The 25,078-nt window shown below is 50.9% G+C and carries 21 protein-coding genes; 18 read left to right on the forward strand and 3 right to left on the reverse strand.

Annotated elements, in window-relative coordinates; all coding sequences use genetic code 11:
- The first annotated feature begins 167 nt into the window (after nt 1-167).
- The 12 genes from DFQ01_RS14635 to DFQ01_RS14690 all read left to right on the forward strand — a co-directional run bounded on the left by DFQ01_RS14635 (nt 168) and on the right by DFQ01_RS14690 (nt 14,740).
- On the forward strand, nt 168-749 hold the full coding sequence (locus tag DFQ01_RS14635; protein ID WP_110044642.1) for a DUF1802 family protein: 582 nt from the start codon (nt 168-170) through the stop codon (nt 747-749).
- A gap of 251 nt (nt 750-1,000) precedes the next feature.
- Nucleotides 1,001-1,780 (forward strand): Fe-S cluster assembly ATPase SufC, encoded by a 780-nt coding sequence (gene sufC, locus DFQ01_RS14640; RefSeq protein ID WP_110044643.1) that lies wholly within the window; start codon nt 1,001-1,003, stop codon nt 1,778-1,780.
- 19 nt (nt 1,781-1,799) lie between these two features.
- Complete coding sequence (sufD, locus tag DFQ01_RS14645) at nt 1,800-3,107, forward strand: Fe-S cluster assembly protein SufD (RefSeq protein WP_110044644.1); 1,308 nt, start codon at nt 1,800-1,802, stop codon at nt 3,105-3,107.
- Complete coding sequence (locus DFQ01_RS14650) at nt 3,104-4,330, forward strand: cysteine desulfurase (protein ID WP_110044645.1); 1,227 nt, start codon at nt 3,104-3,106, stop codon at nt 4,328-4,330. Before sufD ends, DFQ01_RS14650 begins: the two co-directional genes overlap by 4 nt.
- Nucleotides 4,317-4,745, forward strand: a complete 429-nt coding sequence (sufU, locus tag DFQ01_RS14655; RefSeq protein WP_110044646.1) for a Fe-S cluster assembly sulfur transfer protein SufU — start codon at nt 4,317-4,319, stop codon at nt 4,743-4,745. The genes DFQ01_RS14650 and sufU overlap by 14 nt, the downstream gene beginning before the upstream one ends.
- 69 nt (nt 4,746-4,814) lie before the next feature.
- On the forward strand, nt 4,815-6,212 hold the full coding sequence (gene sufB / locus DFQ01_RS14660; protein ID WP_110044647.1) for a Fe-S cluster assembly protein SufB: 1,398 nt from the start codon (nt 4,815-4,817) through the stop codon (nt 6,210-6,212).
- 843 nt (nt 6,213-7,055) lie between these two features.
- Nucleotides 7,056-7,547, forward strand: a complete 492-nt coding sequence (locus tag DFQ01_RS14665) for a hypothetical protein (protein ID WP_110044648.1) — start codon at nt 7,056-7,058, stop codon at nt 7,545-7,547.
- A 197-nt stretch (nt 7,548-7,744) separates the two neighbouring features.
- Nucleotides 7,745-9,568 carry a cache domain-containing sensor histidine kinase gene (locus DFQ01_RS14670; RefSeq protein ID WP_342769992.1) on the forward strand — a complete coding sequence of 608 codons (1,824 nt, stop codon included), beginning with the start codon at nt 7,745-7,747 and terminating at the stop codon, nt 9,566-9,568.
- A gap of 285 nt (nt 9,569-9,853) precedes the next feature.
- Nucleotides 9,854-11,194 carry a response regulator transcription factor gene (locus DFQ01_RS14675; protein ID WP_110044649.1) on the forward strand — a complete coding sequence of 447 codons (1,341 nt, stop codon included), beginning with the start codon at nt 9,854-9,856 and terminating at the stop codon, nt 11,192-11,194.
- 123 nt (nt 11,195-11,317) lie between these two features.
- Nucleotides 11,318-12,247 carry a carbohydrate ABC transporter permease gene (locus tag DFQ01_RS14680; RefSeq protein WP_110044650.1) on the forward strand — a complete coding sequence of 310 codons (930 nt, stop codon included), beginning with the start codon at nt 11,318-11,320 and terminating at the stop codon, nt 12,245-12,247.
- A 1-nt stretch (nt 12,248) separates the two neighbouring features.
- The gene (locus DFQ01_RS14685; protein WP_110044651.1) at nt 12,249-13,124 is read left to right on the forward strand and encodes a carbohydrate ABC transporter permease; all 876 of its coding nucleotides are present in this window, start codon (nt 12,249-12,251) and stop codon (nt 13,122-13,124) included.
- 137 nt (nt 13,125-13,261) lie between these two features.
- Complete coding sequence (locus tag DFQ01_RS14690; RefSeq protein WP_245946689.1) at nt 13,262-14,740, forward strand: ABC transporter substrate-binding protein; 1,479 nt, start codon at nt 13,262-13,264, stop codon at nt 14,738-14,740.
- Nucleotides 14,741-14,805: 65 nt separating this feature from the next.
- On the opposite strand, the gene DFQ01_RS14695 is transcribed toward DFQ01_RS14690, so the two are convergent.
- The 3 genes from DFQ01_RS14695 to DFQ01_RS14705 all read right to left on the reverse strand — a co-directional run bounded on the left by DFQ01_RS14695 (nt 14,806) and on the right by DFQ01_RS14705 (nt 17,875).
- The gene (locus DFQ01_RS14695) at nt 14,806-15,879 is read right to left on the reverse strand and encodes an HD-GYP domain-containing protein (protein ID WP_110044652.1); all 1,074 of its coding nucleotides are present in this window, start codon (nt 15,877-15,879) and stop codon (nt 14,806-14,808) included.
- 182 nt (nt 15,880-16,061) lie between these two features.
- Entirely contained in the window at nt 16,062-17,129 is a 1,068-nt protein-coding gene (locus DFQ01_RS14700) for a ThiF family adenylyltransferase (RefSeq protein ID WP_245946690.1), read from the reverse strand.
- Entirely contained in the window at nt 17,126-17,875 is a 750-nt protein-coding gene (locus DFQ01_RS14705) for a molybdenum cofactor biosynthesis protein (protein ID WP_110044654.1), read from the reverse strand. Before DFQ01_RS14705 ends, DFQ01_RS14700 begins: the two co-directional genes overlap by 4 nt.
- A gap of 121 nt (nt 17,876-17,996) precedes the next feature.
- Between DFQ01_RS14705 and moaA the strand changes: the two genes are divergently transcribed.
- The 6 genes from moaA to DFQ01_RS14735 all read left to right on the forward strand — a co-directional run bounded on the left by moaA (nt 17,997) and on the right by DFQ01_RS14735 (nt 25,071).
- Nucleotides 17,997-18,998, forward strand: a complete 1,002-nt coding sequence (moaA, locus tag DFQ01_RS14710; RefSeq protein ID WP_110044655.1) for a GTP 3',8-cyclase MoaA — start codon at nt 17,997-17,999, stop codon at nt 18,996-18,998.
- Between the two features lie 51 nt (nt 18,999-19,049).
- On the forward strand, nt 19,050-19,559 hold the full coding sequence (locus DFQ01_RS14715; RefSeq protein ID WP_110044656.1) for a hypothetical protein: 510 nt from the start codon (nt 19,050-19,052) through the stop codon (nt 19,557-19,559).
- Between the two features lie 40 nt (nt 19,560-19,599).
- On the forward strand, nt 19,600-21,057 hold the full coding sequence (locus DFQ01_RS14720; RefSeq protein ID WP_110044657.1) for a bifunctional metallophosphatase/5'-nucleotidase: 1,458 nt from the start codon (nt 19,600-19,602) through the stop codon (nt 21,055-21,057).
- A gap of 124 nt (nt 21,058-21,181) precedes the next feature.
- Nucleotides 21,182-22,282 (forward strand): HD-GYP domain-containing protein, encoded by a 1,101-nt coding sequence (locus DFQ01_RS14725; protein WP_110044658.1) that lies wholly within the window; start codon nt 21,182-21,184, stop codon nt 22,280-22,282.
- 241 nt (nt 22,283-22,523) lie between these two features.
- Nucleotides 22,524-23,663 carry a radical SAM/CxCxxxxC motif protein YfkAB gene (gene yfkAB, locus DFQ01_RS14730; protein ID WP_110044659.1) on the forward strand — a complete coding sequence of 380 codons (1,140 nt, stop codon included), beginning with the start codon at nt 22,524-22,526 and terminating at the stop codon, nt 23,661-23,663.
- A gap of 70 nt (nt 23,664-23,733) precedes the next feature.
- Nucleotides 23,734-25,071 (forward strand): hemolysin family protein, encoded by a 1,338-nt coding sequence (locus tag DFQ01_RS14735; protein WP_110044752.1) that lies wholly within the window; start codon nt 23,734-23,736, stop codon nt 25,069-25,071.
- Nucleotides 25,072-25,078: the final 7 nt, after the last annotated feature.

Raw genomic sequence — 25,078 nt, forward strand, 5'->3', positions numbered from 1 at the left:
CCTTTGTTGTCCATATATTTATCGAATAAATCCATGTCTTGGGGCAACACCACTTAGTATACTGAAATATGTTTCGCGTTGGAATATGTTCTTGGTATAATGGGGCTTGGACGATTTGACTGCCGGACGGACGGTATGAATCGATAGGTCAGGAGGGAATACATACAATGAGTGATCAATTGAATCAACCGGTCGCGCTCAAAGAATGGGCCGTGACGGTTCGGTCGCTGGCCGAAGGCGAAATGATTATGGTCATGCGCAAAGGCGGCATAATTGAAGAAACTCGTGATTTTCGGCTGATTAGACCTAGCTTTTACTTAATGCCTGCATTCGAGCATCAGCGCGAAGAGCTGCTGAAGGCTCCTTATCAAGGACGTATCGCTGGCACGCTAGAGGGATGGTCCAAGGATGCAGAGACGATGACGATCGAAGCTTATGCGGAGGCTGTTGAAGACATCGAGGTATACGACGGCGAGACGCTGGAGCGTATTTTTGGCGAGCATATTTGGACGGAAACATTCGCTGAGGAGAGGCTGAAGTGGAAGAAGAAAAATCCGCTTCACGTGCTGCTGCTGAGGGTTTATAAGCTGGATCGTCCGATTACAGTTCCGATGCAGCCCGCCTATACGGGCTGTAAGTCTTGGGTTACGCTTGAAGATCATGTGCCACAAGTCGGCATGACGCCTGTGTTAAGTGATACGGAATTCGCCGACAAGGTTAATAGGATCAGGGAAAAGCTGCAAGGATAGATAGAGAATGGCGATTGCTTCACGTTCTTCATCAAATGCTCAGGCTTCCACCATGAAACGCACATTGATTTGTAACAAGACTTATAATAAAATAATTATTGAGAATCATTGAGAATCACGAATGCTTGTATGTTATGAGGCGAACAACGCTACACTTACGGGACGATTGACCCGCTCAGCCTTGATCTGGCTAGTGAGTGGACCCCCATAACTAGAAGATACATTTCACCTATTTGGAAGGAGCGGCATGTATGTCGACACAATTCATCATCAACGACCTGAAAGCGTCGGTTGAAGGTAAGGAAATATTGAAGGGCATCAATCTTGAAATTAAAGGTGGCGAGATCCACGCAATCATGGGTCCAAACGGTACGGGTAAATCCACGCTCGCATCGGCACTCATGGGCCATCCGAAATATGAAGTGACAGACGGCACGGCGCATCTGAACGGCGAAGACATCCTCGAGATGGAAGTTGACGAGCGCGCACGTGCAGGCATGTTCCTTGCTATGCAATATCCAAGCGAAATTACGGGCGTAACGAACGCAGACTTCCTGCGCAGCGCAATCAACGCTCGTCGCGAAGAAGGCAACGAGATCTCTCTCATTAAGTTCATCCGTCAAATGGAAGGCAAAATGAAAGAGCTCGAGATGAACCCAGAGTTCGCTCACCGTTACCTGAACGAAGGCTTCTCCGGTGGTGAGAAGAAGCGTAACGAGATTCTTCAAATGATGCTTCTCGATCCGAAGCTTGTTATTCTTGACGAAATCGACTCCGGTCTTGATATCGACGCCCTGAGAATCGTATCGAACGGCGTAAACGCTATGCGTTCGGAAGACCGCGGCTTCCTCGTGATCACGCACTACCAACGTCTGCTTAACTACATCAAGCCAGACTTCGTACACGTTATGATGCAAGGCCGTATCGTTAAATCCGGTGGTCCTGAACTTGCAGAGCGCCTGGAGAACGAAGGTTATGATTGGGTGAAAGAAGAACTCGGCATCGTGGACGAAACTGTAGGCCAAGCTTAATCGGAGGGGGAAATCGAGCATGAGTATTCAATTATCGACTCCCGTAAACCGGCAAGCAGCCGAAGCGTTGTCGCGCAGCAAGGGAGAGCCAGAATGGCTGACGGCCAAACGCGCCGATGCAGCTGAACTGGTGGAGACACTGGAACTACCGAAGGTAGAGAAAACGAGAATCGATCGCTGGAATCTGTCGGCGTACGGTCAATATAAAGCAGCTCAACCGGTTAGCAGCGCACAAGAGCTGTCCCAAGACATCCAAGCATTCGTAACGGAATCGCAAGCTGGTCTTCTCGTTACGCGTGGATCGGGCGCAGTATTCAGCACGCTGTCGGATGAACTGAAGGCGCAAGGCGTTATTTTCACAGATCTCGAAACAGCTGCTCGCGAGCATGGTGCAATCGTACAACAGTACCTGCACACGGTCGTGCCGAGCAATGAAGATAAATTGACGGCACTGCACAGCGCGCTCTGGAACGGCGGCGTATTCGTATACGTGCCGAAGAACGTAGAGGTAGAGCTTCCGCTGCAAGCGTTGCTGTACAACGACGATGCTGAAGCGACGTTCGCACCGCATGTGCTGATCGTTGCAGAGGCGAACAGCCGTGTAACATACGTAGACAACGTCATTACGACGGGCAGCGCAGCTCAAGTTGCAGCAATCCATCACGGTATCGTTGAAGTTGTTGCAAAAGCCGGCGCGAAAGTAAGCTTCGCTTCCATTCACAGCATGGGCGAAGAAGTTGTCGATATTTCGATCCGCCGCGCGGCCCTCGACAATGATGCACGCGTAGAATGGATTATCGGTGACTTGAACGACGGCAACACGCTGTCGGACACGAAGTCGGTTCTGAACGGCCGCGGTTCTTCGTCCGATTCGAAGGTAATCAGCATCGGCTCGAAGAAGCAGAAGCTGTCCCTGACGACGCAAGCTGTTCACTGGGGCAAGAGCACGGACAGCCAGATGATTACGCGTGCGGTTATGCGTGAAGAAGCAACGGCAATCATCAACGGCATTACGAAGATCGAGAAAGGCGCAACGAAAGCGAACGGCGAGCAAACGGAAAAAGTTCTTATGCTCAGCCCGAAATCGCGCGGTGACGCGAACCCGATCCTCCTGATCGATGAAGATGATGTAACGGCTGGCCACGCAGCGAGCGTAGGTCAAGTCAATCCAGAGCAAGTATACTATCTGATGTCCCGAGGCATTGCCAAGATTGATGCTGAACGGCTCATTATTTACGGTTTCTTGGCGCCTGTCGTATCGGAAATTCCGATTGACGCCGTCCGTGAGCAGCTTCAGCGTCTGCTCGAAAGGAAGCTGGAAGCATGAATGTAAATGCGATACGGGAGCAATTCCCGATATTGCATCAAGAGATAAACGGGCATCCGCTCGTTTACCTGGACAGCGCGGCGACTTCACAGAAGCCGCGTTCCGTCATTGATGCGGTAAAACGTTATTATGAGTGGGATAATGCGAATGTTCACCGTGGTGTACACACGCTTGGCTCCCGTGCGACGGAAGGCTATGAAGCTGCTCGTGCAAAAGTAGCTGCATTCCTGAACGCGTCAAGCGAAGAGGAAATCGTGTTTACACGCGGTACAACGACAGCAATCAACCTTGTTGCAAGCAGCTATGCGCGTACAGTGTGCGGCGAAGGCGACGAGATCGTGATTACGCCAATGGAGCATCACAGTAACCTGATTCCTTGGCAGCAGGCTGCAAAAGCAACCGGCGCGACGCTCAAGTACATTCCGCTTCAGCCTGACGGTACGATTAGCCTAGCAGACGTGGAAGCGACTGTAACGAGCCGTACGAAAGTCGTCTCGATGACTTATGCTTCGAACGTGCTGGGCGTCATTAATCCAGTGAAGGAAGTGGCCGCGATCGCTCACCGTAACGGCGCTGTAATGGTTGTCGACGGTGCGCAAAGTACGCCCCATCTGAAGGTGGATGTGCAAGATCTCGATTGCGATTTCTATGCATTCTCCGCGCACAAGATGTGCGGACCTACCGGTTTCGGCGCGCTGTACGGCAAGAAGGCGATTCTGAACCGGATGGAGCCGATCGAATACGGCGGCGAGATGATCGACTTCGTCGATTTGTACGAATCGACTTGGAAGGATGCGCCGACGCGTTTTGAGGGTGGTACGCCAATCATTGCCGGAGCAATTGGACTTGCGGCTGCGATTGATTTTCTCCAAGAGATCGGGCTGGACCATATTCATCATCATGAGCAAAAGCTTGCAGCCTATGCTTACGAGCAGCTGTCGGCGATCGACGGTATTACGATCTATGGACCGAAGGAAGGCCGTGTCGGGCTGGTCACATTCAATCTGGATGATGTCCATCCGCATGACGTGGCAACCGCGCTTGATTCCGAAGGAATCGCGGTACGTGCAGGCCATCACTGCTGCCAACCGCTGATGCGTTGGCTGAATGTCAGCTCAACGGCGCGGGCAAGCTTCTATCTATACAATACCGAAGAAGAGATTGACCGGCTTGCAGCTTCGCTGCAGCGGACAAAGGAGTTTTTCGGCCATGCAATTGGATGATTTGTATCGCAGAGTGATCATGGATCACTATAAGAACCCGAGAAATCGGGGAACTTTGGACAACGAATCGGTGACGATTAACCTTAACAACCCAACCTGCGGCGACCGCATTGCGCTTCAGCTCCAGGTTGAGGATGGTAAAGTCATCAATGCGAAGTTCAGCGGCGAAGGCTGCTCCATCAGCCTGTCGTCGGCCTCGATGATGACCGAAGTCGTGAAGGGCAAGACGTATGAGCAAGCGCTTGAGCTCGCTGAACGTTTCTCTGCTCTTATGAAGGGCGAAGAGGTTGAGTTCGAAGAGCTTGAAGATATTGAAGCACTGTCTGGTGTCAACAAATTCCCTGCACGCATTAAGTGCGCGACGCTTTCGTGGAACGCGCTTCGCAAAGGAATTGAGAACCAGCAGCAATCATAGTTTCTAACACGCTCGATATTAGATCGAGTATTCCTATACAGATCCACTTGATAAGGAGGCGTGACTGCCATGGCAAAAAGTATGCCAGAAATGGAAGAGTACAAGTATGGCTTTCGCGACGAGCATAAGGCGATTTTTCAATCCGGTAAAGGATTGACGCCTGAGATCGTTCGCACGATTTCGGAGATGAAGGGCGAGCCGGAGTTCATGTTGAACTTCCGCCTGAAGTCGCTCGAACAATTCAACAAGATGCCAATGCCGCAATGGGGCGGCAACATGGACGATCTTGATTTCAACGACATCCAGTACTACGTTAAGCCATCCGAGAAACAAGGTAAAACGTGGGAAGAGGTTCCTGCTGAAATTAAGGAAACGTTCGATAAGCTCGGCATTCCTGAAGCAGAGCAGAAGTTCCTTGCTGGTGTATCCGCTCAGTACGAATCTGAGGTTGTTTACCACAGCATGCAAGAAGATCTTGCTAAGCAAGGCGTTATCTTCACAGACACGGATACGGCGCTGCGCGAGCATCCAGAGCTGTTCCAAGAGTACTTCGGTACGGTAATCCCGCCAGCGGACAACAAGTTCGCAGCGCTGAACAGCGCCGTATGGTCGGGCGGCAGCTTCATCTACGTGCCAAAAGGCGTACAGTGTGAAATTCCGCTTCAAGCTTACTTCCGTATCAACTCGGAGAACATGGGTCAGTTCGAGCGCACGCTCATCATCGCTGACGAAGGCAGCTTCGTGCACTACGTAGAGGGCTGCACAGCGCCTGTGTACAGCACGAACTCCTTGCACTCCGCAGTTGTTGAGATCATCGTGAAGAAGGACGCTCGCGTTCGTTACACGACGATTCAGAACTGGGCACCAAACATCTACAACCTCGTTACGAAGCGCGCCGTTGCAGAAGAGAATGCAACGATGGAATGGGTCGACGGCAACATCGGCTCCAAGCTGACGATGAAATATCCTGCAGTTGTGCTCAAAGGCCGCGGCGCGAAAGGCATGGTATTGTCGATCGCAGTAGCAGGCAAAGGCCAGCACCAAGATGCAGGCGCTAAGATGATCCACCTCGCGCCGGATACGACGTCGACGATCGTGTCGAAGTCGATTTCGAAGCACGGCGGTAAAGTAACGTACCGTGGTCTCGCTTCGTTCGGACGCAACTCCGAAGGCTCCAAAGCGAACATCAAGTGCGATACGCTCATCCTCGACAACGAGTCGACGTCGGATACGATCCCGTACAACGAGATCATGAACGACAACATCACGCTCGAGCATGAAGCAACTGTATCCAAAGTGTCCGAGGACCAGCTCTTCTACCTGATGAGCCGCGGTCTGACGGAAGATGAAGCAACACAAATGATCGTTATGGGCTTCATCGAGCCGTTCACGAAAGAGCTGCCGATGGAGTACGCGGTCGAAATGAACCGTCTCATTAAATTTGAGATGGAAGGCTCGATCGGTTAACATTGCAATACCAGGCCCCTCGCTAGTTAGTAGCGAGGGGCTTTTTGCTGCGATTGCGCAGGGGGATGGAATCTGAGGGATTAAAGCATTAAAAGCATTAAAAGCGATAAAAGCGATAAAAGCGATAAAAGCGGAAAGCAAAGGGCGTGAAAACATTGGTCGCTGCGCGACGGCAACATGATTCCGATTGCTGTTGTGTCCAGATTGTTCTGATTATATAAGATCAGAAAAGGTAACAATCCGGACACAAAGGCAAACGCTGACGCTTCTCCATCATGATTGCCGCCGCTCCGCTGGGCTGATGCTGAGAAGACTTTTGTCGCTTCGCGAATGCTGCCTTCCACCTGCGGTGGGCAGCAAAAAGCCCCTCGCCTAGAGGCGGCTCGGGGCTTGGGAATGCAATGTGGGTGGTGGGGGAGTGGGGTGACCGCTTCGCGGTCGGGCTCCCCGCCCCTGTAGGGACCAATCTATCGGATAGAATACATTAAAGTATCCTAACCGTAACACTTGGCTGATAACAGATGGATAGAAAACATAAAAGTATCTTAACTGCCGTGCTCGATCGTTTCGGGATTGATAGGGTATATTTACGTATCTTATTTATGAAGTCTCGGCTTGAACCGGCGAGCTAGGATACATAAATATATTCTAAATCTTGTTTGTTGAAGCGGGTGGTGTGAGTGAGGGGATATCTGAACTGCAACTTTATGGTCAGTGACGCGTCTATAAACCATATTCAGGAAGTTGCTGTTGTAGCGGGAGGGGAAGGTTATTACTTGGAAGAAAATCATTACATTTGTTAGTTTGTTCGTGCTTGTATGTGTAGTTGGTGCGGGTGTTTATTTGTATCAATTGCAATTGCCGAAGAAGATTGACGTGGAGACGGCAGCGGTAATCATCACGAATGACAGGGCGGATTCTATTGAGCCCACTGTTGTTCGCATTCATGGGAAGTTGCATAAACCACTGTTCAAGCAGCATTATTTTGAGGGCAGCTTCATTATCGATGGAATTGAAGCGACCAAGAAGGATTGGCAGAACAAGATTCCTATTGTGAAACATAACAACGGAATCAATATGGGATCGCTATTCTATTCGTCGCCAATCAAACCTCATGACTTCACGTTTGTAAGCACAATTTACTTCGATGATGAATTCGAAAACATTAACATTTGGACCGCGGCGAGTTGGCTTGGCGGGGATGAGAAGGATTCATTGTTTATTGTGACGGGGACTAATTATGAGCAGGCTGTTGAAACACAGAATCAGCTCAGGAAGCAATTCGACAATGATGACTGGTTTGTGCCTAAAGCCGGTGAAATGAGTTCTAGTTGATATATGCACATAGAAGCTCCCCACTATTAGCTCGCGAGCTGATAGTGGGGAGCTTTTTTACTGCCGATAAATGCCCATATAATGATAGAATGAGAGCAATAAAGCTTAACATTACACCTCATTTGCATAGCATCAGCCATTGTATTGTGTGCGAGAATTGATATCGTATAAGTATCAGCTGGAGGGGGAGCTAGCATTTGGGCAAATACAGCTTGAATCCGTTAACAAGGTTCAGCGTGAACCGTCAATTGCTGATGCTGCTGCTCATTATGGTCATTCCGATTTTTGTGCTGCAGGTGTATGGGAGTGCGAAGGCAGAGGAAATTATGACGCGGAATGTGACGAGTGCGTACGCGGAGACGAGTAAGCAGAACCTATCGTTAATAAGCAGAGATATCGATACGATTAGCAAAATCACTTCAACGATCATCGCGAATCCAATTACACAGCAGCTGCGGACGGATTCATCGGCAGGCAGCGAGGTTATCGACCGGGTACGCAAATATGCCGCAGCGGACAAAATGCTGTCAGGCTATTCGACGACGGCAGATGGCTCGAACACGATTGCTTATTCCTTTTACGTGTATGACCCAGATGACCTGTACGAATTTGCTCCTAAGCGGCAGATGGCAGCGAGCGGTGTTTATTTCTTCACCAAGGAGCAGGCTCCACCGGCCTGGTATGAAGAAGCAGTAGTTCGCAAAGGCGAAGGCTATATGAAGGTCATCGACAGCCAGGTACAGTTAGTTCCGAAGACGAAGACGCTTGCTTATATACGCGCCGTGCGGGATACGAGCAGCGGGAACAGCGTCATCGGCGTGCTCGTTGCAACGAATATGGAGGATCAGATCGGAGAGTCGCTGAATTCGGTCGATTTGCCGGAAGGCGGCAATGTGTATTTTACCGATGGACAGGGCACGATTCTTACCTCGAATGAGACAGGGCGACTAGGGAGTCAACTAACGGTACCGCCAGAACTGCAGCAGCAGAGTGGACTTGGCAAATCGATTCACCTCATTGAAGCGGACAGCATCTATGTATCGACCTTCGGCAATAATGGTCAGGAGCTCGTCTACAACATTCCGAAACAGCCGCTGCTCAAGCAGCAGACAGAGCTGAAACGTATCATTCAAGTGTTGTCTATTATTTATTTGGTGGTGTGCTGCTTCGTCATGACGTACTTTTGGCGTTCACTTATGAAACCGCTTCAGAAGATGGCATCATTCTCCCGCTCATACGAACCAGGCAAGCTTGTACCAGGAACGCCGGCGAAAGGCAGAAGGGATGAGATTGGCATTCTAATGTCCTCGCTTTACGACATGGCACGCCGTCTCAACATGCTGATCAAAGATAAATACCAGATGGAGATTAAGCAGAAAGAAACCCAGCTCCAAATGCTTTATCAACAAATCAACCCGCATCTGCTCTACAACACACTTGAAAGCATCTATTGGAAAAGCACAATCGAAGGCCGTTCCGAATCGGCTGAGATGATCAAGGATTTGTCCAAACTGATGCGCATCAGCCTTAGCCGTGGTCGAGAGCTTATCACGATAGGGGAAGAGCTGGAGCATGCAGGCGCTTATATTAAGCTGCAGCAGCATCGTTATGCCTTCACTTTCAACGTGGACTGGCAAATACCAGATGAAGTGCTGCCATACCTCATTCCCAAAATAACGCTTCAGCCGCTCGTCGAAAATGGGATCATCCACGGCATCAAGCACATGGGCGAAGATGGCGAGATTGGCATTACCGTTCTTTTCGAAAATAACGCCATTGTCATCCAAATCGAAGACAATGGCTACAAAGATGTCGACACCGAAGCCATCGAGCGCATCATCGCCAGCAATGGCACAGGCGAACAGTCCGGCTATGGCATTCGCAATATCCAGCAGCGGATACGACTGCATTTTGGCACAGCATTCGGCCTCACCTACCGCCGCCGCGAAGGCGGCGGCACCATCGCCCGCCTCACCATGCCCGCCGTCACAGTAGCGCCGGAGGAAGAACGGGAACGGTAGCTGCGCAACGGCACAATAAAACGCGCGAAGCGCCAACCGAATTCAGCAGTTGCCTGCCAATTCTAAAGCAGGCAACTGCCTAATCTTTAAAAATCCGTCAACGGCGAGTCAAGAAGCGAAGCGGCAGCGTCATTCCGTAGAAACGAAGTGGTCGCCTTTGTATCCGGATTGTTACCTCATCTGATCTTATCTAATCAGAACAATCTGGATACAACAGCGATCGTAGGAATGATGCTGACGCGCAGCGCCTTTGCGAAGCAACATAACTGACTGAGGAGGCCACTTATGCATCGCATACTCATCGTCGACGACGAGCCGTTGATCGGTCAAGGGCTGAGCAGCCTGCTCGCATCGTCTGGAATCGGCATCGAAGGCATCTTTGTCGCGCATAACGGCTACGAGGCACTCGACTATATACGAATGGAAGATATCGACCTGCTCATCACCGACATCCAGATGGGGGCGATGAGCGGTATCGAATTGATGCACCAAGCGAAGCTGGTCCGCCCATGGATCCAGACGATCGTCATCTCCGCCCACGAAACGTTCCAATACGCCCAGCTCGCGATGCGGCTGGGAGCGAAGGACTATCTCATCAAACCGCTTGACGGCGTGCAGCTGCTCGATTCCGTCCGCAACGCGCTGCTCAAGCTGGAGAAACGCACCAAGTCTCGCGAAGAGACCATCGAGACATTACGCGATTCGTTCCGAGTGGAAGAGCCATCGGCGCTGCAGACCGTGCTGCTCAACAATCTATTAAGCGAGGATACGGGCAGTGTGAAGCCCTCTCCATCGGAGCTTCAGAAGCTTGGCATCGGTCTAGCAGGCCCTTATTTCGCCGTACTTAAGCTGAAGCTGCTCCCGCGTGCAGCAGGCGCTGCAGGAAGCCCTGCTTCCGAGCGGGACACGCAGCTGCTTCGCTATGCTGCACTTAACATCTCATCTGAACTGCTAGCCGAAACCGATCGAGAGTCTGTCGTGTTCTATTCAGGCGCGGATGAGCTGAGCATTATGATGCAATGGGATGAGGAATCGTACGAGAACACATCCGTAAGCAAGCTCGACCAGCTCGACATGATCGGCCGCAGCTTGCACCGGAGCATGAAACGTTACTTAGGGCTGACGACGGTCGTCGGCATCAGCCAGATCGCCAACGGACTGCAGAGTCTTGTTCTGCTCCATAAGCAGGCTATCCAAGCGCTGCGGTGGAGTGAACGGCATCCGGATCACGACGTTTTTTATTATGGCGATTTTCACGAAAGTCTTTATACGAAGGAAGAAGAACCGTCGGAGGATGAGCTTCGCGCGCAGCATAACCGGATCGCCGAGGGCGCGAAGGCGTACATCGATCGCAACTACGCCCAGAAGGGGCTGACGCTGCATGAGGTGGCACAAAACAACCATGTCAGCCCGAACTACTTGAGCTACTTGTTCAAGAAGACGAATGGGATGAACCTGTGGGAATACGTCATGAAGCTAAGAATGGAAGAAAGCAGGCGGCTTCTGCTGGAGACCGACATGCGCAGATACGAGATTGCCGAGCGGGTCGGGTACGAATCGCCGGAGCATTTTAGCAAAATATTCAAGAAATATTACGGCATCAGCCCAAGCGAGCTGAAAAAATAACAAGGAGCTTTAGCCACGTAAAATCGCCCATCATTCCAATAGATACGCACATGTGCAGTAGACGACGCTTTCTCTACAATGAAGGTGCAAGCTACTTGCTACAGGGAATGAGGGGGACGTAAGATGAACCACACAGCAGCTCCACGGCGTCAGCAAGGGGCGATCGGAGAACGGAGGACGGGCATCGGACAGATCCTGGAGAAGCATCTTTGGGGATATCTGTTTCTACTGCCCGCCCTTCTTATTTTTGCAATGTTTTTATGGTTGCCAATTATTAAAGGGTTTTTCTACAGCTTCTATCATGTTGATTTTGTTAAAGGGAACACGTTCGTCGGTTTCGACAACTACAAGACGGTATTGCACGATTCGGACGTAGGGATTTCCATTCGCAACACGCTTTACTACATGGGACTGGCACTCGTTATCGGCTTCTGGGTGCCGATCGTATTCGCCATCGCAATCTCGGAGGTTCGGCGTTTCCAAGGTATACTGCGCATTGCAGCTTACTTGCCGAACGTTATACCAGTCGTCGTTCTATATGGACTATGGCGCTGGTTCTACGATCCGGTTGGACCGATCAATGCAGCCATCACGAAGACGGCTGGCGGGGAAGGCATCGCCTTCATGACGGATACGAGCTGGTCGATGATTTCGCTCGTCTTCATGGAGACATGGCAGCAGTTCGGCGCAGCGATGCTGCTCTATCTGGCGGCGATCTTAAGTATTCCGCGTGACTGGTACGAAGCAGCGGAGATCGACGGAGCAGGCGTCTGGATGCGTATTCGCCATATTACACTGCCATCGGTAAAAAGCTTGATTGTGCTTATGCTGCTGCTGCAGCTAATCGGCACGTCGCAAGGCTTCCAATCGCAATTGGCGATGCTGGACGGCGGTCCGAACAATGCGACGCTGACGTATGCGCTGCTTATTGTCAAATACGCGACGACGCGGCTTGATCTCGGGGTAGCCTCCGCGATGGGCGTGCTCATGTTTATCGTATTGAGCGTACTGGCTATCATTCAATTCCGGCTTCAGCATAGGGGGGACAACTAGAATGAAACATGAAGAACGCGGCATATTGTCCCGATACGATCTGAAGAAGCCGCTCAATCGAACGGTATATGCCCTTATGCTCCTGGTTGTTATCGTAATGGCCTGCTCCATGCTCTACCCGGTTCTTGTTGCGATGTTCAATGCGTTCAAGACGAACACGGAAGTCAACAGCTTCCCGCCGACTTTCCTGCCGGAGGAAGGGTGGCATTGGAGCAACTTAAAGCAGGGCTGGAATTATATCGATCTGCCGATCTTCCTGCGCAACACGATGATTATTTTTGTCGGCAACATGATTGTTACAGTCGGGGTGCTTGGTCTTGCGGCGTTCAGTTTGTCTAAGCTGCATGTGCCGAAGGCGGGAATGATCAGCATGTTCTTCCTCATCACCTTGTTCATTCCGCCGACGACCTATCTGATTCCGAACTTCTTGAACCTGAAGGATCTCGGTTTAATCAACACCTTCGCGGCATTCTGGCTGCCGGCCGGTGCAAGTGCATTCAACCTGCTGCTGCTTAAAAATTTCTTCGACGGCCTTCACCAAGAGATGTTCGAGGCGGCTCGAATGGATGGCGCGTCCGAGTGGCGCTGCTTCGCAGGATTAGCGCTGCCGTTGTCCGTTCCGATCATTGCGACGCTTGCCATATTCGTCTTCTCCACAGCATGGAATGACTGGTTCTGGCCATCGCTCGTCATGCACAATGACAGCAAATATCCGCTCTCTACGGCGATCTACAAGTATGTCATAAGCGCGCGTGGTCTGGGATTGAATATTCGCTTCGCGATTCTGTTCATGGTCATGCTTCCGCCGATCGTGGTGTTCCTTGTCTTCCAGCGCTTTATTATGCGCGGTCTTAATCTTGGCGGGGTCAAAGGGTAATATTGCACACATCGGGCATCGACTAGGAACGTAGAACCACACACAATCGCCATAACGACACACATCGTTTAAAGCGGTTTCGAGCGATATGATGAATGCGTAAGGAAAACTTAAGCGTCTAGAAAAGGGGAGTATCCATGCATAAGCGTAAGCTCATGACAGTCATGGCATGTCTAGCTTTGTCTGCCTCCATGCTCGCAGCATGCGGTGGCGGCGGTTCAGACAAGGAGACGACGAAGGAAGACACGAGCACCACCGATACGACAGACAACGCAGGCACGAAGACGGACACTGCGACAACAGCTGACGAGCCGGCAGCGCAAGATCCGTTCTTGAATGAGAAGGCGACAATCAGCATCTATTACCCAACGCCGGATCAGGTAGAAAACCGCAAGCTGGAGGATGACAAGATCCGCCGCTTCACGGAGAAATACCCGAACGTTACGATTGAGAAAAGCGACTGGCATTATAACGTAGACGAGATTGGCATCAAGATGGCGTCGAACGAAGCGCCAACGATCTTTAATACATTCGCGACGGAAGCGAAGTTTCTGATCGAGCGCGGCTGGGCGGCTGACATCACCGATCTGTGGAACAACTACGAGAATAAAGATCAAATTAACCCAACGCTGCAAAATCAGTTTATCGTAGACGGCAAAGTGTACGGCGTTGTTCAGAAGGGCTACTCGACGAGTACGGTCGTGAACAAAAAGATGCTGGATGAGAAAGGCGTGGCCATCCCATCGTACGACTGGACTTGGAATGACATGATCAACACGGCGAAGGCTGTTGCTGACCCGGCGAAAGGTATCGCGGGCATTGCGCCAATGGGCAAAGGCAACGAAGCAGGCTGGAACTGGACGAACTTCTTGTTCGAAGCCGGCGGTCAAATTATTAATACGGACGGCGGCAAAGTGACAGCGGCATTCAACTCGGATGCAGGCGTTAAAGCGCTGCAGCTGTATGAGAACCTGCGCTGGGATGCGAATGCCATTCCGAAGGACTGGGCGCTCGGCTGGGGCGATGCGGTAGGTGCGTTCTCGCAAGGCAGAACGGCGATGGTAATCGCTGGCGCAGAAGGTCCGCTTGAGCAGGCGCTGAACCAAGGCGGCATGAAGCCAGAGGATGTTCTTACGTATCCTATGCCTGCATTTGAAGCGGGCGGCAAGCACTACGGCGTTCTTGGCGGCGACTACCTCGTCATTAACCCGAATGCAAGCAAAGCAGAGCAAGAAGCAGCGTTCCGTTACATTACGTTCGACTACTTCTCCGATGACTGGCTCGCGTCGGTCGAGAAGGATATTCAAGCGCGTAAAGCAGAGAACAAATATTTCATTCCGCCTCAAATGAACTACTTCCGTGAAGATTCCGATTATGGGCAAAAGGTTCAAGCGATCTTCGATAAGTACGATAACGTGTACAAATATGCACCGGAGTCGAATGCGCTGCTTGATGGTCAGCCGGAGGCGCAGTACAATACGCAGGAATACTATGCCGAGATGACGAACGTCGTTCAGCAAGTATTCTCGAAGAAGGGCGTCGATCTGAAGGCGAAGCTGGACGAAGCGGCGAAGGTGATGCAGGACAAATATTTCAGCAAAATCGAAGTGAAATAATCGGTTATATCGCGATAAAACAAAAAGAGGCACCCCATTCTGAATGGGGTGTCTCTTTAGTCGTTCTAGAGTAAAATTTCTTGCACTTCAATGCCGCGTTCAACCGTCAAATCGACGAATTGCTCATCGATCTGAATGAGCGGACGGAAGAACTCGGTCGGATGTGTCATAACGATAATGCCAGACTGACCGTTATCGAGAATGGCACGCTTGCCGATGAAGTTCGGGATCATATGCTTGATGAATGTATGCGCGGTGTTTGCATCAAGCTCCTTGAAGCTCATGCGGTAAATCTCGCGAAGGACATGAAGCAGGTCGCGCTTCTCACGGTATACACGCATGGAGATCATCGCGCTGTATACGTCAACCACGGCGACGATTTTGGCAACAGGATGAATCTCTTCATCCTTCAAGCCAAGCGGATAACCACTGCCGTCGTTTCGTTCATGGTGCTGCGCTGCAACCAAGGCTGCCATTTCATTAGACATCGAATTCTTGATGATATCATGGCCGTATTGTGGATGGCGCTTAATTTCATCGAATTCTTCTTCCGTCAGTCGGCCTGGCTTGTTCAGAATCGAGCCGTCGATTCGGCATTTGCCGATATCGTGTAGGAAGCCCGCTTGTCCGATATCGACGGCTTCCTCTTGGCTGTAACCGAGCCAGGAGGCGAGGTAGAAGGACAACATGCCTACTTGTACGGAATGCTGGTATGTATAGTCATCCCTCGTATTCAAGAGGAGCAGCATGGAGACAACATCTCGTTCCATCTTAAAGTTGTCTACGAGAGGTTGAAATGTCGCCTTTACAGCCTTCTCCTCGATTGTTCCCTCATTGATTGCTTGCTCGAACAGCGATTTGAAGCCTTTAACTGTATCTTCGTAAATAGGTTTAACGGTAGGCATCCATTTTGGGCTTACACTCGTTTCAATGGTACGAGAATGGCCTGCAGCCGACAGGACAGGACGTTCAGAAGCGCGTACTTCAATATCGACGTAGTCGATTTGATGCTGAAACAACATCGAGATCTCTTTGTTGCTTAAATGCGTATCTTTAGACAGAACATGGAGACCGTAGTTGTTAAATGTATCCGATGTAAGAAGGTCCCCATCTCTCAAGTCGGTGACGTGTACCCGCATGATGACACCCCTGAACTAGATTTAATGTGCTAGTCATATAGTATCAATTGTTGCTACTGATGGCAATAAGTTGAATGTCGACCAAGGCAAAATTTGCTAACAATATATTAATATTTTCTTAACAATAAACTAAAAAAAGAGCGGGAATTCCACTCTTTTCGTCGATTTTAATGGTAATTTCGTTATGTTCCTATCAAATCATTGTAAATTTGTTTTGCAACGGATAGGTCGTCTGTCCCCTGTACAAGTGCACGTCCATCTGGAAAAACGATGAGCGTATAGTCACGATCCACTAACGTTAGTCGCAGTAAAAATGGCGTTAATTCGAGCTGTACTGCGTGAGATAACCGATCCGCCAGCTGCGTTAGAGGAATCTGCAATGGGCGTGGAGGTGTAATCTGAACGGTGCGACGGCCGCAAAGGGCCGCAGCAGCTTCATGAGCGGCAGTATCGCTATCTAACCACTCGAACTGCCGCCTTGCACATACAGGGCAATCTGCACGTTTAGATTGCGTCGTCTGGATATTCATCCATTGGCTTCGCCAGACATCGAACTGAATAAGTCCGCGATTCATCGCAGCTTTGTTGCCTGTTAAGAGCTTCATCGCCTCAGCAGCCTGCAGTGAACCAATAATATCGATAATCGGTGAAATAACGCCAGCTGTTTCGCAAGTATCCACTGTTCCTGCCGCAGGTGGTGCTGGGAATAAACAACGGAAGCATGGCGTTTCACCTGGTATAATAGAAGTGCACATACCGGATCCGCCGACAGCCCCGCCGTAGATCCAGGGGATTTGATGCTTCACGCTTACCTCATTAATAAGATAGCGTGCAGTGAAGTTGTCGGTACCGTCTACAATAATATCCGCATCCGCCAGCAGCTGCTCTGCATGATATGCGTTTAACTCGGTTGCGATTGGTTCGATGAATGGCGCAGCATTCGCTGCACGTAGGCGGATGGCTGCAGCCTCGGCCTTCGGCATCATGCGCCTCGCATCGTCCTCGGTAAAGAGTACCTGACGATGGAGGTTGCTGAATTCGACGATATCCCGGTCAATTAACCGGATTCGACCGATGCCGCTGCGCACTAGATGCTGCGCTATGACCGAGCCCAGCGCTCCTACGCCAACAACGACAGCTGAGCGCTCGCCTAACGCTTGCTGGCCCGTTGTGCCTATAGGGGCATAACGCATTTGGCGGGCGTAACGAGAAGCTGCTGGAGAGTCTGAAGTAGCCTCCTTATCCATCATGCCTGCTCCGTTCCGGCCAGCGGGTTCCAAGGTCCTGTTTGGTGACCTTTCCACTCGGAGCCATCATCCCATATTTCCTTCTTCCAAATGGGTACGATCTGTTTCAAACGTTCAATTGCATAGCGGCTAGCTTCATAACACGCGTCACGGTGCGGAGCCGAAACGGCGATTACGACACTAATGTCCGCAATATCAACAATACCTGTCCGATGGGCGATAGCGCAGCCTGCGCCGTTCCAACGAGCGGCAATTTCTTCCCCAATTTGCTCCATCGTCCGGATGGCCATTGGTGCATAGGCTTCGTATTCCAGCTTGACAGTACGCTGCCCTTGGGTCCATTCCCGGGTTGTGCCGACGAATGCAATGGAAGCGCCATGGTTCGGTATAATGACACGTCTCGTGACTTCCTCGACGGAAATAGGCTGATCTGTTAGCCAGTAGAGCGGCGCGTCTGCCGATGCGGCCGACGAGTCTTGCTCAGCAGCGGATTCTTCTCCACCAGATACAGGCGGCAGCAGCGCGAGTTCGTCCGAATGCTCAATCACCGCATCATCCTGCGCATAGGCTTGGTTGCACGCAACGAAGCAGAGGTGGATCAAATCACGATGAGATGCATACTGTTCGCTCAGGAGTGCTTTTAACTCAGAAACGGAGAGCGTACGATTTGGAAGCAGCAATTCAATTGAAGAAGCGCCCAGCCGTTCATTTAAACCGGCAAATAAACGAATCGTCCATTTATGTTCCATGTTAGAAAACCTCTCATAGCGATGGTATAAAGATGGTTAAAGTATATCATAATCGGCATAGAGATGTTATGCTAATAGGTAGTGAAATGTTTGTGAAATGCGGGCTAAGGTGGTGGCTGTGATGGGTCCACTAATGGATCGATTTGGGCGGGAGCACAATTATTTGCGAATATCCGTAACCGACCGGTGCAATTTGCGCTGCGTCTACTGTATGCCTGAAGAGGGAGTCGAATTTACCGATACTTCCAACCTGCTGTCGTTCGAACAGATTACAGAGGTCGTTCAATCAGCGGCACGCTTCGGTGTGACAAAGCTGCGAATAACAGGCGGCGAGCCGCTTGTCCGCAAAAACCTCGATCAGCTGATCCGAATGCTGGCTTCGATACCCGGCATATCTGATATATCGATGACGACCAATGGCATTCTACTTGCTCCGCAAGCCGAGGCGCTGCGAGATGCAGGTCTGAATCGTGTCAATATAAGTCTGGATACGCTTAGCTCGGCCAGGTTCAAGTTTATCGCTCGGCGTGGAGAACTAAGGCGCGTGCTGGAAGGGATCGAAGCAGCGGGCAGAGTCGGATTCGATCCGATTAAGCTCAATTGTGTACTGCTGCGCGGAGTGAACGAAGATGAGATTGGCGATTTCTTGCAGATGGCTTACGAGCAGCCGCTGCATGTTCGCTTTATCGAATATATGCCAATCGGTCATGCCGACGACAATTGGCGCAAACAATATTTGCCGCTGACACGTGTGCTTGAGATTGCTGACGAACGTGGAATGAGCTACCGCTCAAGAGATGATGTATCGGGCAGCGGACCTTCTGACAATTATGAGATTATCGGTGGTCGTGGTTCATTCGGCTTGATCCATCCGATCAGCGATGAGTTCTGCAAACGTTGCAATCGGCTAAGACTAACAGCCGATGGTTATTTGAAGCCGTGCCTCTATTGGATGGAGGAGTTGAATGTGCGGCAGGCGCTTGGCAGTGAAGACGCGATGGAGGCATTGCTGCGCAAGGCGCTCGATTTGAAGCCGGAAAGCCATGAGATGGCTGCTACGCTGGCTGGGGGAACGCTATCCCACGTTCCGACCGAACGACGAATGTCACAAATCGGCGGTTAAATGAACAAATTCATATGCTGATCCTATTTTATCTCGAAAGGAGACCCTGACATGATGGTGCCGAAAGCGTACAATAATGTAGGGAAGGAAGCGGGCATCGAGATTGAACACGAGCAGTTTGGTGTAGAGCAATGGACAGCGGCAGTCATGTCGGAGCTGGCGGGGGATGTATTCGCGATCGAGACGCGTGTACCGGGCGCCTCCGGGCTTGCCTTTGACTGGCAGAAGTGGTTCGAGGAGTGGTTGTTTCTGCTCTCGTATACGACGCAGTGCAAGCTGTCGCCGCCTACACATTTGAAGCTGTATGCTGCGGATTCGTTCGAAGCGATAATTCCGTGGGAGCAGCTGCGAGATGCTGCTGTGCTGTTCGCTGAGGAGGATGGCAGTCCGCTGACACAAGCTGGACCGATCCGTTTCTATGTACCGAATGGCACGAGCAAGTGCTTGAATGTGAAAAATGTGGTGCGGGTCGTCATCAGTACAGAGGAGCTGCCTAGTGATGAAGCCGCTTATGGCTTTAAGCAGCAATGGTCGGCTGATGAGCTGAAGATGAAGAAATGACTGGGCAGCTAATGTGCCCGCTTGGCAAGGAGGTAATCGCATGAACGAGACGCATGATTGGACAATAGAAGCGGTTCTGATGCATAGCAACGATATTCATAGCCGTCTTGAGCATGCGGCCAAGATTGCAACCGTAATTGCAGAGGAACGGCGGACGTATGGAAGCGACCGGGTGCTGGCCGTTGATATCGGAGATCACATGGACCGGATGCGGGTGGAGACGGAAGGCAGCGACGGGCTTGTCAATATCGAGCTGCTTCACATCGCAGACTGCGAAGCGGCAACGCTTGGCAACAATGAGGGGCTGACGCTGGAGCCGCGTATGCTGGAGGATGCCTATCGCGATCGTGCGAGATTTCCTGTGCTCGTAGCGAACATGTTCCGCAGCTCGGATCATGAACGGCCGGAATGGCTGGCGCCTTCGACCGTCATTAACAAAGGAAAATTGAGAATCGGTCTGATCGGTGTTACGGCGAAATTCTCGGAATTCTACACGCTGCTCGGATGGGAAGTGACCGATCCAATCGAAGCGATTCGAATCGAAGCAGCCCAACTAAGATCGCATGTCGATGTGCTCGTTGTGCTGTCTCATCTGGGCCTGCCATTCGACCGTAGAATTGCCGAGCAGCTTGAAGGGATCGACCTCATTCTCGGCGGACATACGCATCATTTGCTTGAGGAACCGCTTGTGATCGGCTCGACAACGATCTGTGCGGCTGGCAAATATGGAGAATGGGTTGGCCGGGTTGAGATCGGATGGGATTCTGCTGCTTCGAAGCCATTGTTCCGTGCATCCTGTGTGCCAGTCGCCGCCTATGACGAGCATCCAGATGCAGTGGATACGATCGCGCGGTATCGGGAGCATGCGGCCGAGCGGCTGGGGCGTGTAATGGCTCGTCTCGACGCGCCGTTGGCTTCGCGCGAAGATCAAGAGTCTCCGCTTACGAATTTGCTTGCGGCAGGTATCCGCCGATGGACGAAGGCAGATATCGGCATTGCGAACAATGGCCAGCTGCTTGCGGGACTGCCTATTGGAGACGTGACAGCAGGGGATCTGCATGCGATTTGCCCATCCCCGATCAATCCGTGCCGCATGAGGCTGCTAGGCAGACATATTCGAGAAGCGCTGCAGCAGTCGCTGCGAGATGACTATATTACGATGCCGATCCGAGGGTTCGGATTTCGGGGAAGTGTGCTTGGCAAGCTTGCTGTAGACGGTATGACGATTGAAGCGGAATATGATCGTCACGGACAGCTTCAACTGTCCGCGGTTTACGTTGACGGTGATCCGCTGGTCGACGACCGTGAGTATTCGGTTGGCACACTGGACATGTTTACGTTTGGCGTCGGCTATTTATCCCTGAAGCAGGGAACGGATATTGAATATTTCCTGCCAGAGTTTATTCGAGACATTCTGGCGGTAGAGCTGCAGGATACAGCATCCATTCAGAACGCATCTTTAGCACGATTTGTCATTCGGGGAAGAGCAGCAACATAAACAGCGAAGAAAAAGTCGATTTTTGATGAAAAAGTTTGTGATTGTGATTCACAACGGCGTGCTCCCAACCGATAAACACGATAGAATATTCGAATTAACACCAGTTGCGGGGCGGGATTAGGAAATGCGTTTAATGCCCATATCGACGGCTCGACCAGGAATGCGGTTAGCCAAAAAAATATTTTCCGAGGAAGGGCTTGTTCTCCTTGCTGAAAATGTAGAGTTAGACGCTCGCATGATCAGAAGGTTAACGGATTGCGGAATCTCGTACATCTATATTAAAGACCCTCGCCTTGAGGATACAGTCATACCTGATATCGTAAGTGAAGATACGATGCGTAATGCGCTGAAGGAGATCCGACAATCTTTCCGCCAAATGATGGATCGCCCGAACGGAAGGCGCGGCGTAACGTATCCGTATATTTCGAAATCGTATTACAATATGATGAACATGGTCATCGACGATTTGACCGCACATGAAGATGCGATGATCATGTTAATGAACTTGAATTCGGTCGACCATTATTTGTATCAGCATTCGCTCAATGTATGTGTGTACACGACGCTGCTTGGCATTGCAGAAGGGTACAGCCGCGACGAATTAAGGGTGCTCGGGATGGGGGCTGCCCTGCATGATATCGGTAAATCAAAAATTCCAGCAGATGTATTGAAGAAGCCAGGGAAGCTGAGCAACGATGAATATGAGCTGATGAAGCTGCATGCAGAGATCGGTTATCGGATGCTGAAGGATGAGCCGAACATGCCGCTGCTCGTTGCCCATTGCGCTTTCCAGCATCATGAGCGTCTCGATGGAAGCGGGTATCCGAGAGGAATAAGCGGGAATGAGATTCACGATTATGCCAAGTGGATCGGCCTTGTCGATTCGTATGATGCGATGACGACCAAACGCATCTACCGAGCGGCGATGCTGCCGCATCAAGCGATCGAGCTCATGTATGCCGGCAGCGGAACGTTGTACGAGCAGCGTATGGTGCAGCAGTTCCGTGATAAGGTTGCGATATACCCGATTGGTCTAACGGTACAGATGAATAGTGGCGAGTCAGGCGTCGTTGTTGATATCAATTCCGCATGCCCGCACCGCCCGATCATCCGCGTGCTGGAGGAAGGCGGCTCAGTCGTGCCTTCTCCATACGAGGTAGACCTGTCCAAGCAGCTGTCCACCATGATTGTTGGCGTTAATAATGAGATTATAGAAGCGGTGTAGGTCCACTCATCGATGCAAGGCTACGAACAAATCCCGCCGTTGTCGGCGGGATTTGTTGCTGTTTCTGGACCCGCTAACACGGCATGGAGCAGATAGTAAAGGCTTCGGTAGAACAATCCGCTAAGCATGGGAGTCGTCTAATGTTGCTTCGATACAGGTATTCTCATTTGCGTCTACAGGCTTCGAATATTACAATGAAAGATAATGCATTAATTCATATCGGTGAAAATAGGTGTTGAGAATGAATCATATACTAGCTTTAAACAACATGCACAGCAGACAGGAGTTGTCTCCTGCGTACGATCCATGGGACCCGATTCGGTCGCTCCAGCAGCATGGACGCCATATGCTGACGAGTGTTGAGATGACGGTTTCCAACCTATGTAATATGCGCTGCGAACATTGTGCGGTTGGCGATACGCTTGTCATGGCAGAGCCGGCGAAGATGCCGCTTGACCTGATGCTACGCAGACTGGATGAAGTCGAGCATCTGGAGACGATCAGTATTACTGGCGGCGAGCCATCGTTCTCGGCTGCGACCGTCCGTGATTATATGGTGCCGCTGCTGCGCTATGCAAGAAGCCGTGGCATTCGCTCGCAGATCAATTCCAACGTGACGCTTGACTACAAGCGTTACGAGCAGCTGGCTCCTTATCTGGACGTCATGCACATTTCGTTTAACTATACGTCGGCTGATGATTTCCATCAGGTCGGCTTTGCAAGATCGAACCATGCGGTATCTAGAGATACGGCAGCTCGTATGTACGAGCGGATGATTGATAATGCAAGACGATTGAGCGAAGCAGGCGTGCTTGTATCCGCTGAATCCATGATTAACTTCCGCACGCATCAAAAAATCGACGAGATTCATCAGCTCATTATCGAGATGGGCTGCAAGCGGCATGAGGTACACCCGATGTACCCGAGCTCCTTCGCGAAAAACCTGCCAATGCTTTCGCGTGAGGAGATGCTTGCGGCGATCGAGAAGCTGCTGAATACACGCGATAAGTCGGTATGGATGCTGTTCGGCACACTGCCGTTCTTCCGCTGCAGCACGAGTCCAGAGGAGCGTCAACTGCTTGCACGGCTCGCATCTGAACCGAACGTGACCGTACGCAACGATCCGGATGGCCGTAATCGGTTGAACGTAAACTTATTTACTGGCGACGTATTCGTAACGGACTTCTCCGATGTGCCGGCTTTCGGGAATATTACAGATGACCGATTAGATGATGTGTTTAGCCGTTGGCTGGATGGAGCTCTTGCGAAATCGATCGATTGCCACTGTCCGGCCGCAGGCTGCTGCGGACCGAACTTGCTTGTGAAGGATATGTACTACCGCGAGGACGATTTCCTCCAGCGTTCAGCCATAATGGATTAAATGTTAGCGCCAGTCTCGGGTGAGACCATGGCGGTAAAGGAGAAGTGCCGGTTTGAACCATACGGAATTTATGCCTGGATCGATCATTACGAATGTCGTGATTGTACTGGTGCTCGTACTGTTGAACGCTTTTTTCGTTGCTGCTGAATTTGCGCTTGTGAAGGTGCGTCAGTCTCGGCTGACGCAGCTTGCTAACGAAGGCAATGTACGTGCGCGTTATGCGATAAAGGTTAACCGGAAGCTGGATGCATACTTGTCTGCCACGCAGCTCGGTATAACGCTAGCTTCGCTCGGACTCGGTTGGGTTGGTGAGCCAGCCATATCAGAGTTAATCGTTGAGCCTCTTTTCTACAAGCTGGGCGTAACGGATGAGACGATCATCTCAACGTTATCTGTAGCGATTGGCTTCGTCGTGATTACCTTCCTGCACATTGTGCTCGGCGAACTTGCGCCTAAGTCGCTTGCAATTCAGAAATCGGAAAGCGTGTCATTATGGTTGTCTTGGCCGCTGATGATGTTCCATAAAATATTCCTGCCAGCCATCTGGCTGCTCAATGGTGCAGCGAACCGACTGCTTAGACTGGTAGGCGTTCAACCTGCGAGCGAAGGGGAAGGCGTACATACAGAGGAAGAGATTCGCATTCTGATGGATCAGAGTGCACAGAGTGGTGTGATCGATAAAGATGAGATGACGCTGTTCGATAATATCTTTGAATTTTCCGACCGTCTTGCGCGTGAGATTATGCTTCCTCGTACCGATATGGACTGTGTCTTCACGGATCAATCCTATGACGAAGTGATCAAATTGGTCTATAAAACGAAGCACACCCGCTATCCTGTTGGGATCGAGGATAAGGATCAAATTATCGGCTTCGTACATATTACCGATCTGCTTACCGCAGACAAAGGCAAGGGATATGATATTCGCCGTTTCATCCGGCCGATCTTAAGCGTACCGGAGTCGATGGAAATTAGCGACGTGCTGAAGCTGATGCAGCGCAAGCACTCGCAGCTGGCAATTGTCGTTGACGAATATGGCGGTACGGCGGGCATGCTGACAACGGAGCTTATTCTTGAAGAAATCGTCGGTGAAATTCACGATGAATTCGATACGGAGCAGCCAAGCGTCATTGTGAAGGGCGATGTCACATCTGTTGAAGGACGGATGCTGATTGAAGATGTGAACGACATGTTTAACCTGGACATTATGGACGAAGATGTCGATTCAATTGGCGGTTGGCTGTTCACGAAGCTGGAAGGCGCGCCAGTAGTTGGCAAGCGGGTTGATTACGACGGATACTGGTTTGAGGTAGCTGAGTGTGAGCCGCTGCGTGTTCTCCGTGTATCGATATACAGGAAAAGTGAAGACGAGGACGAGACGGAAACGATTGAATTGACGAAAGAATAAAGTGGCA

It is taken from the genome of Paenibacillus cellulosilyticus (genome assembly GCF_003182255.1).
Lineage (GTDB): Bacteria > Bacillota > Bacilli > Paenibacillales > Paenibacillaceae > Paenibacillus_T > Paenibacillus_T cellulosilyticus.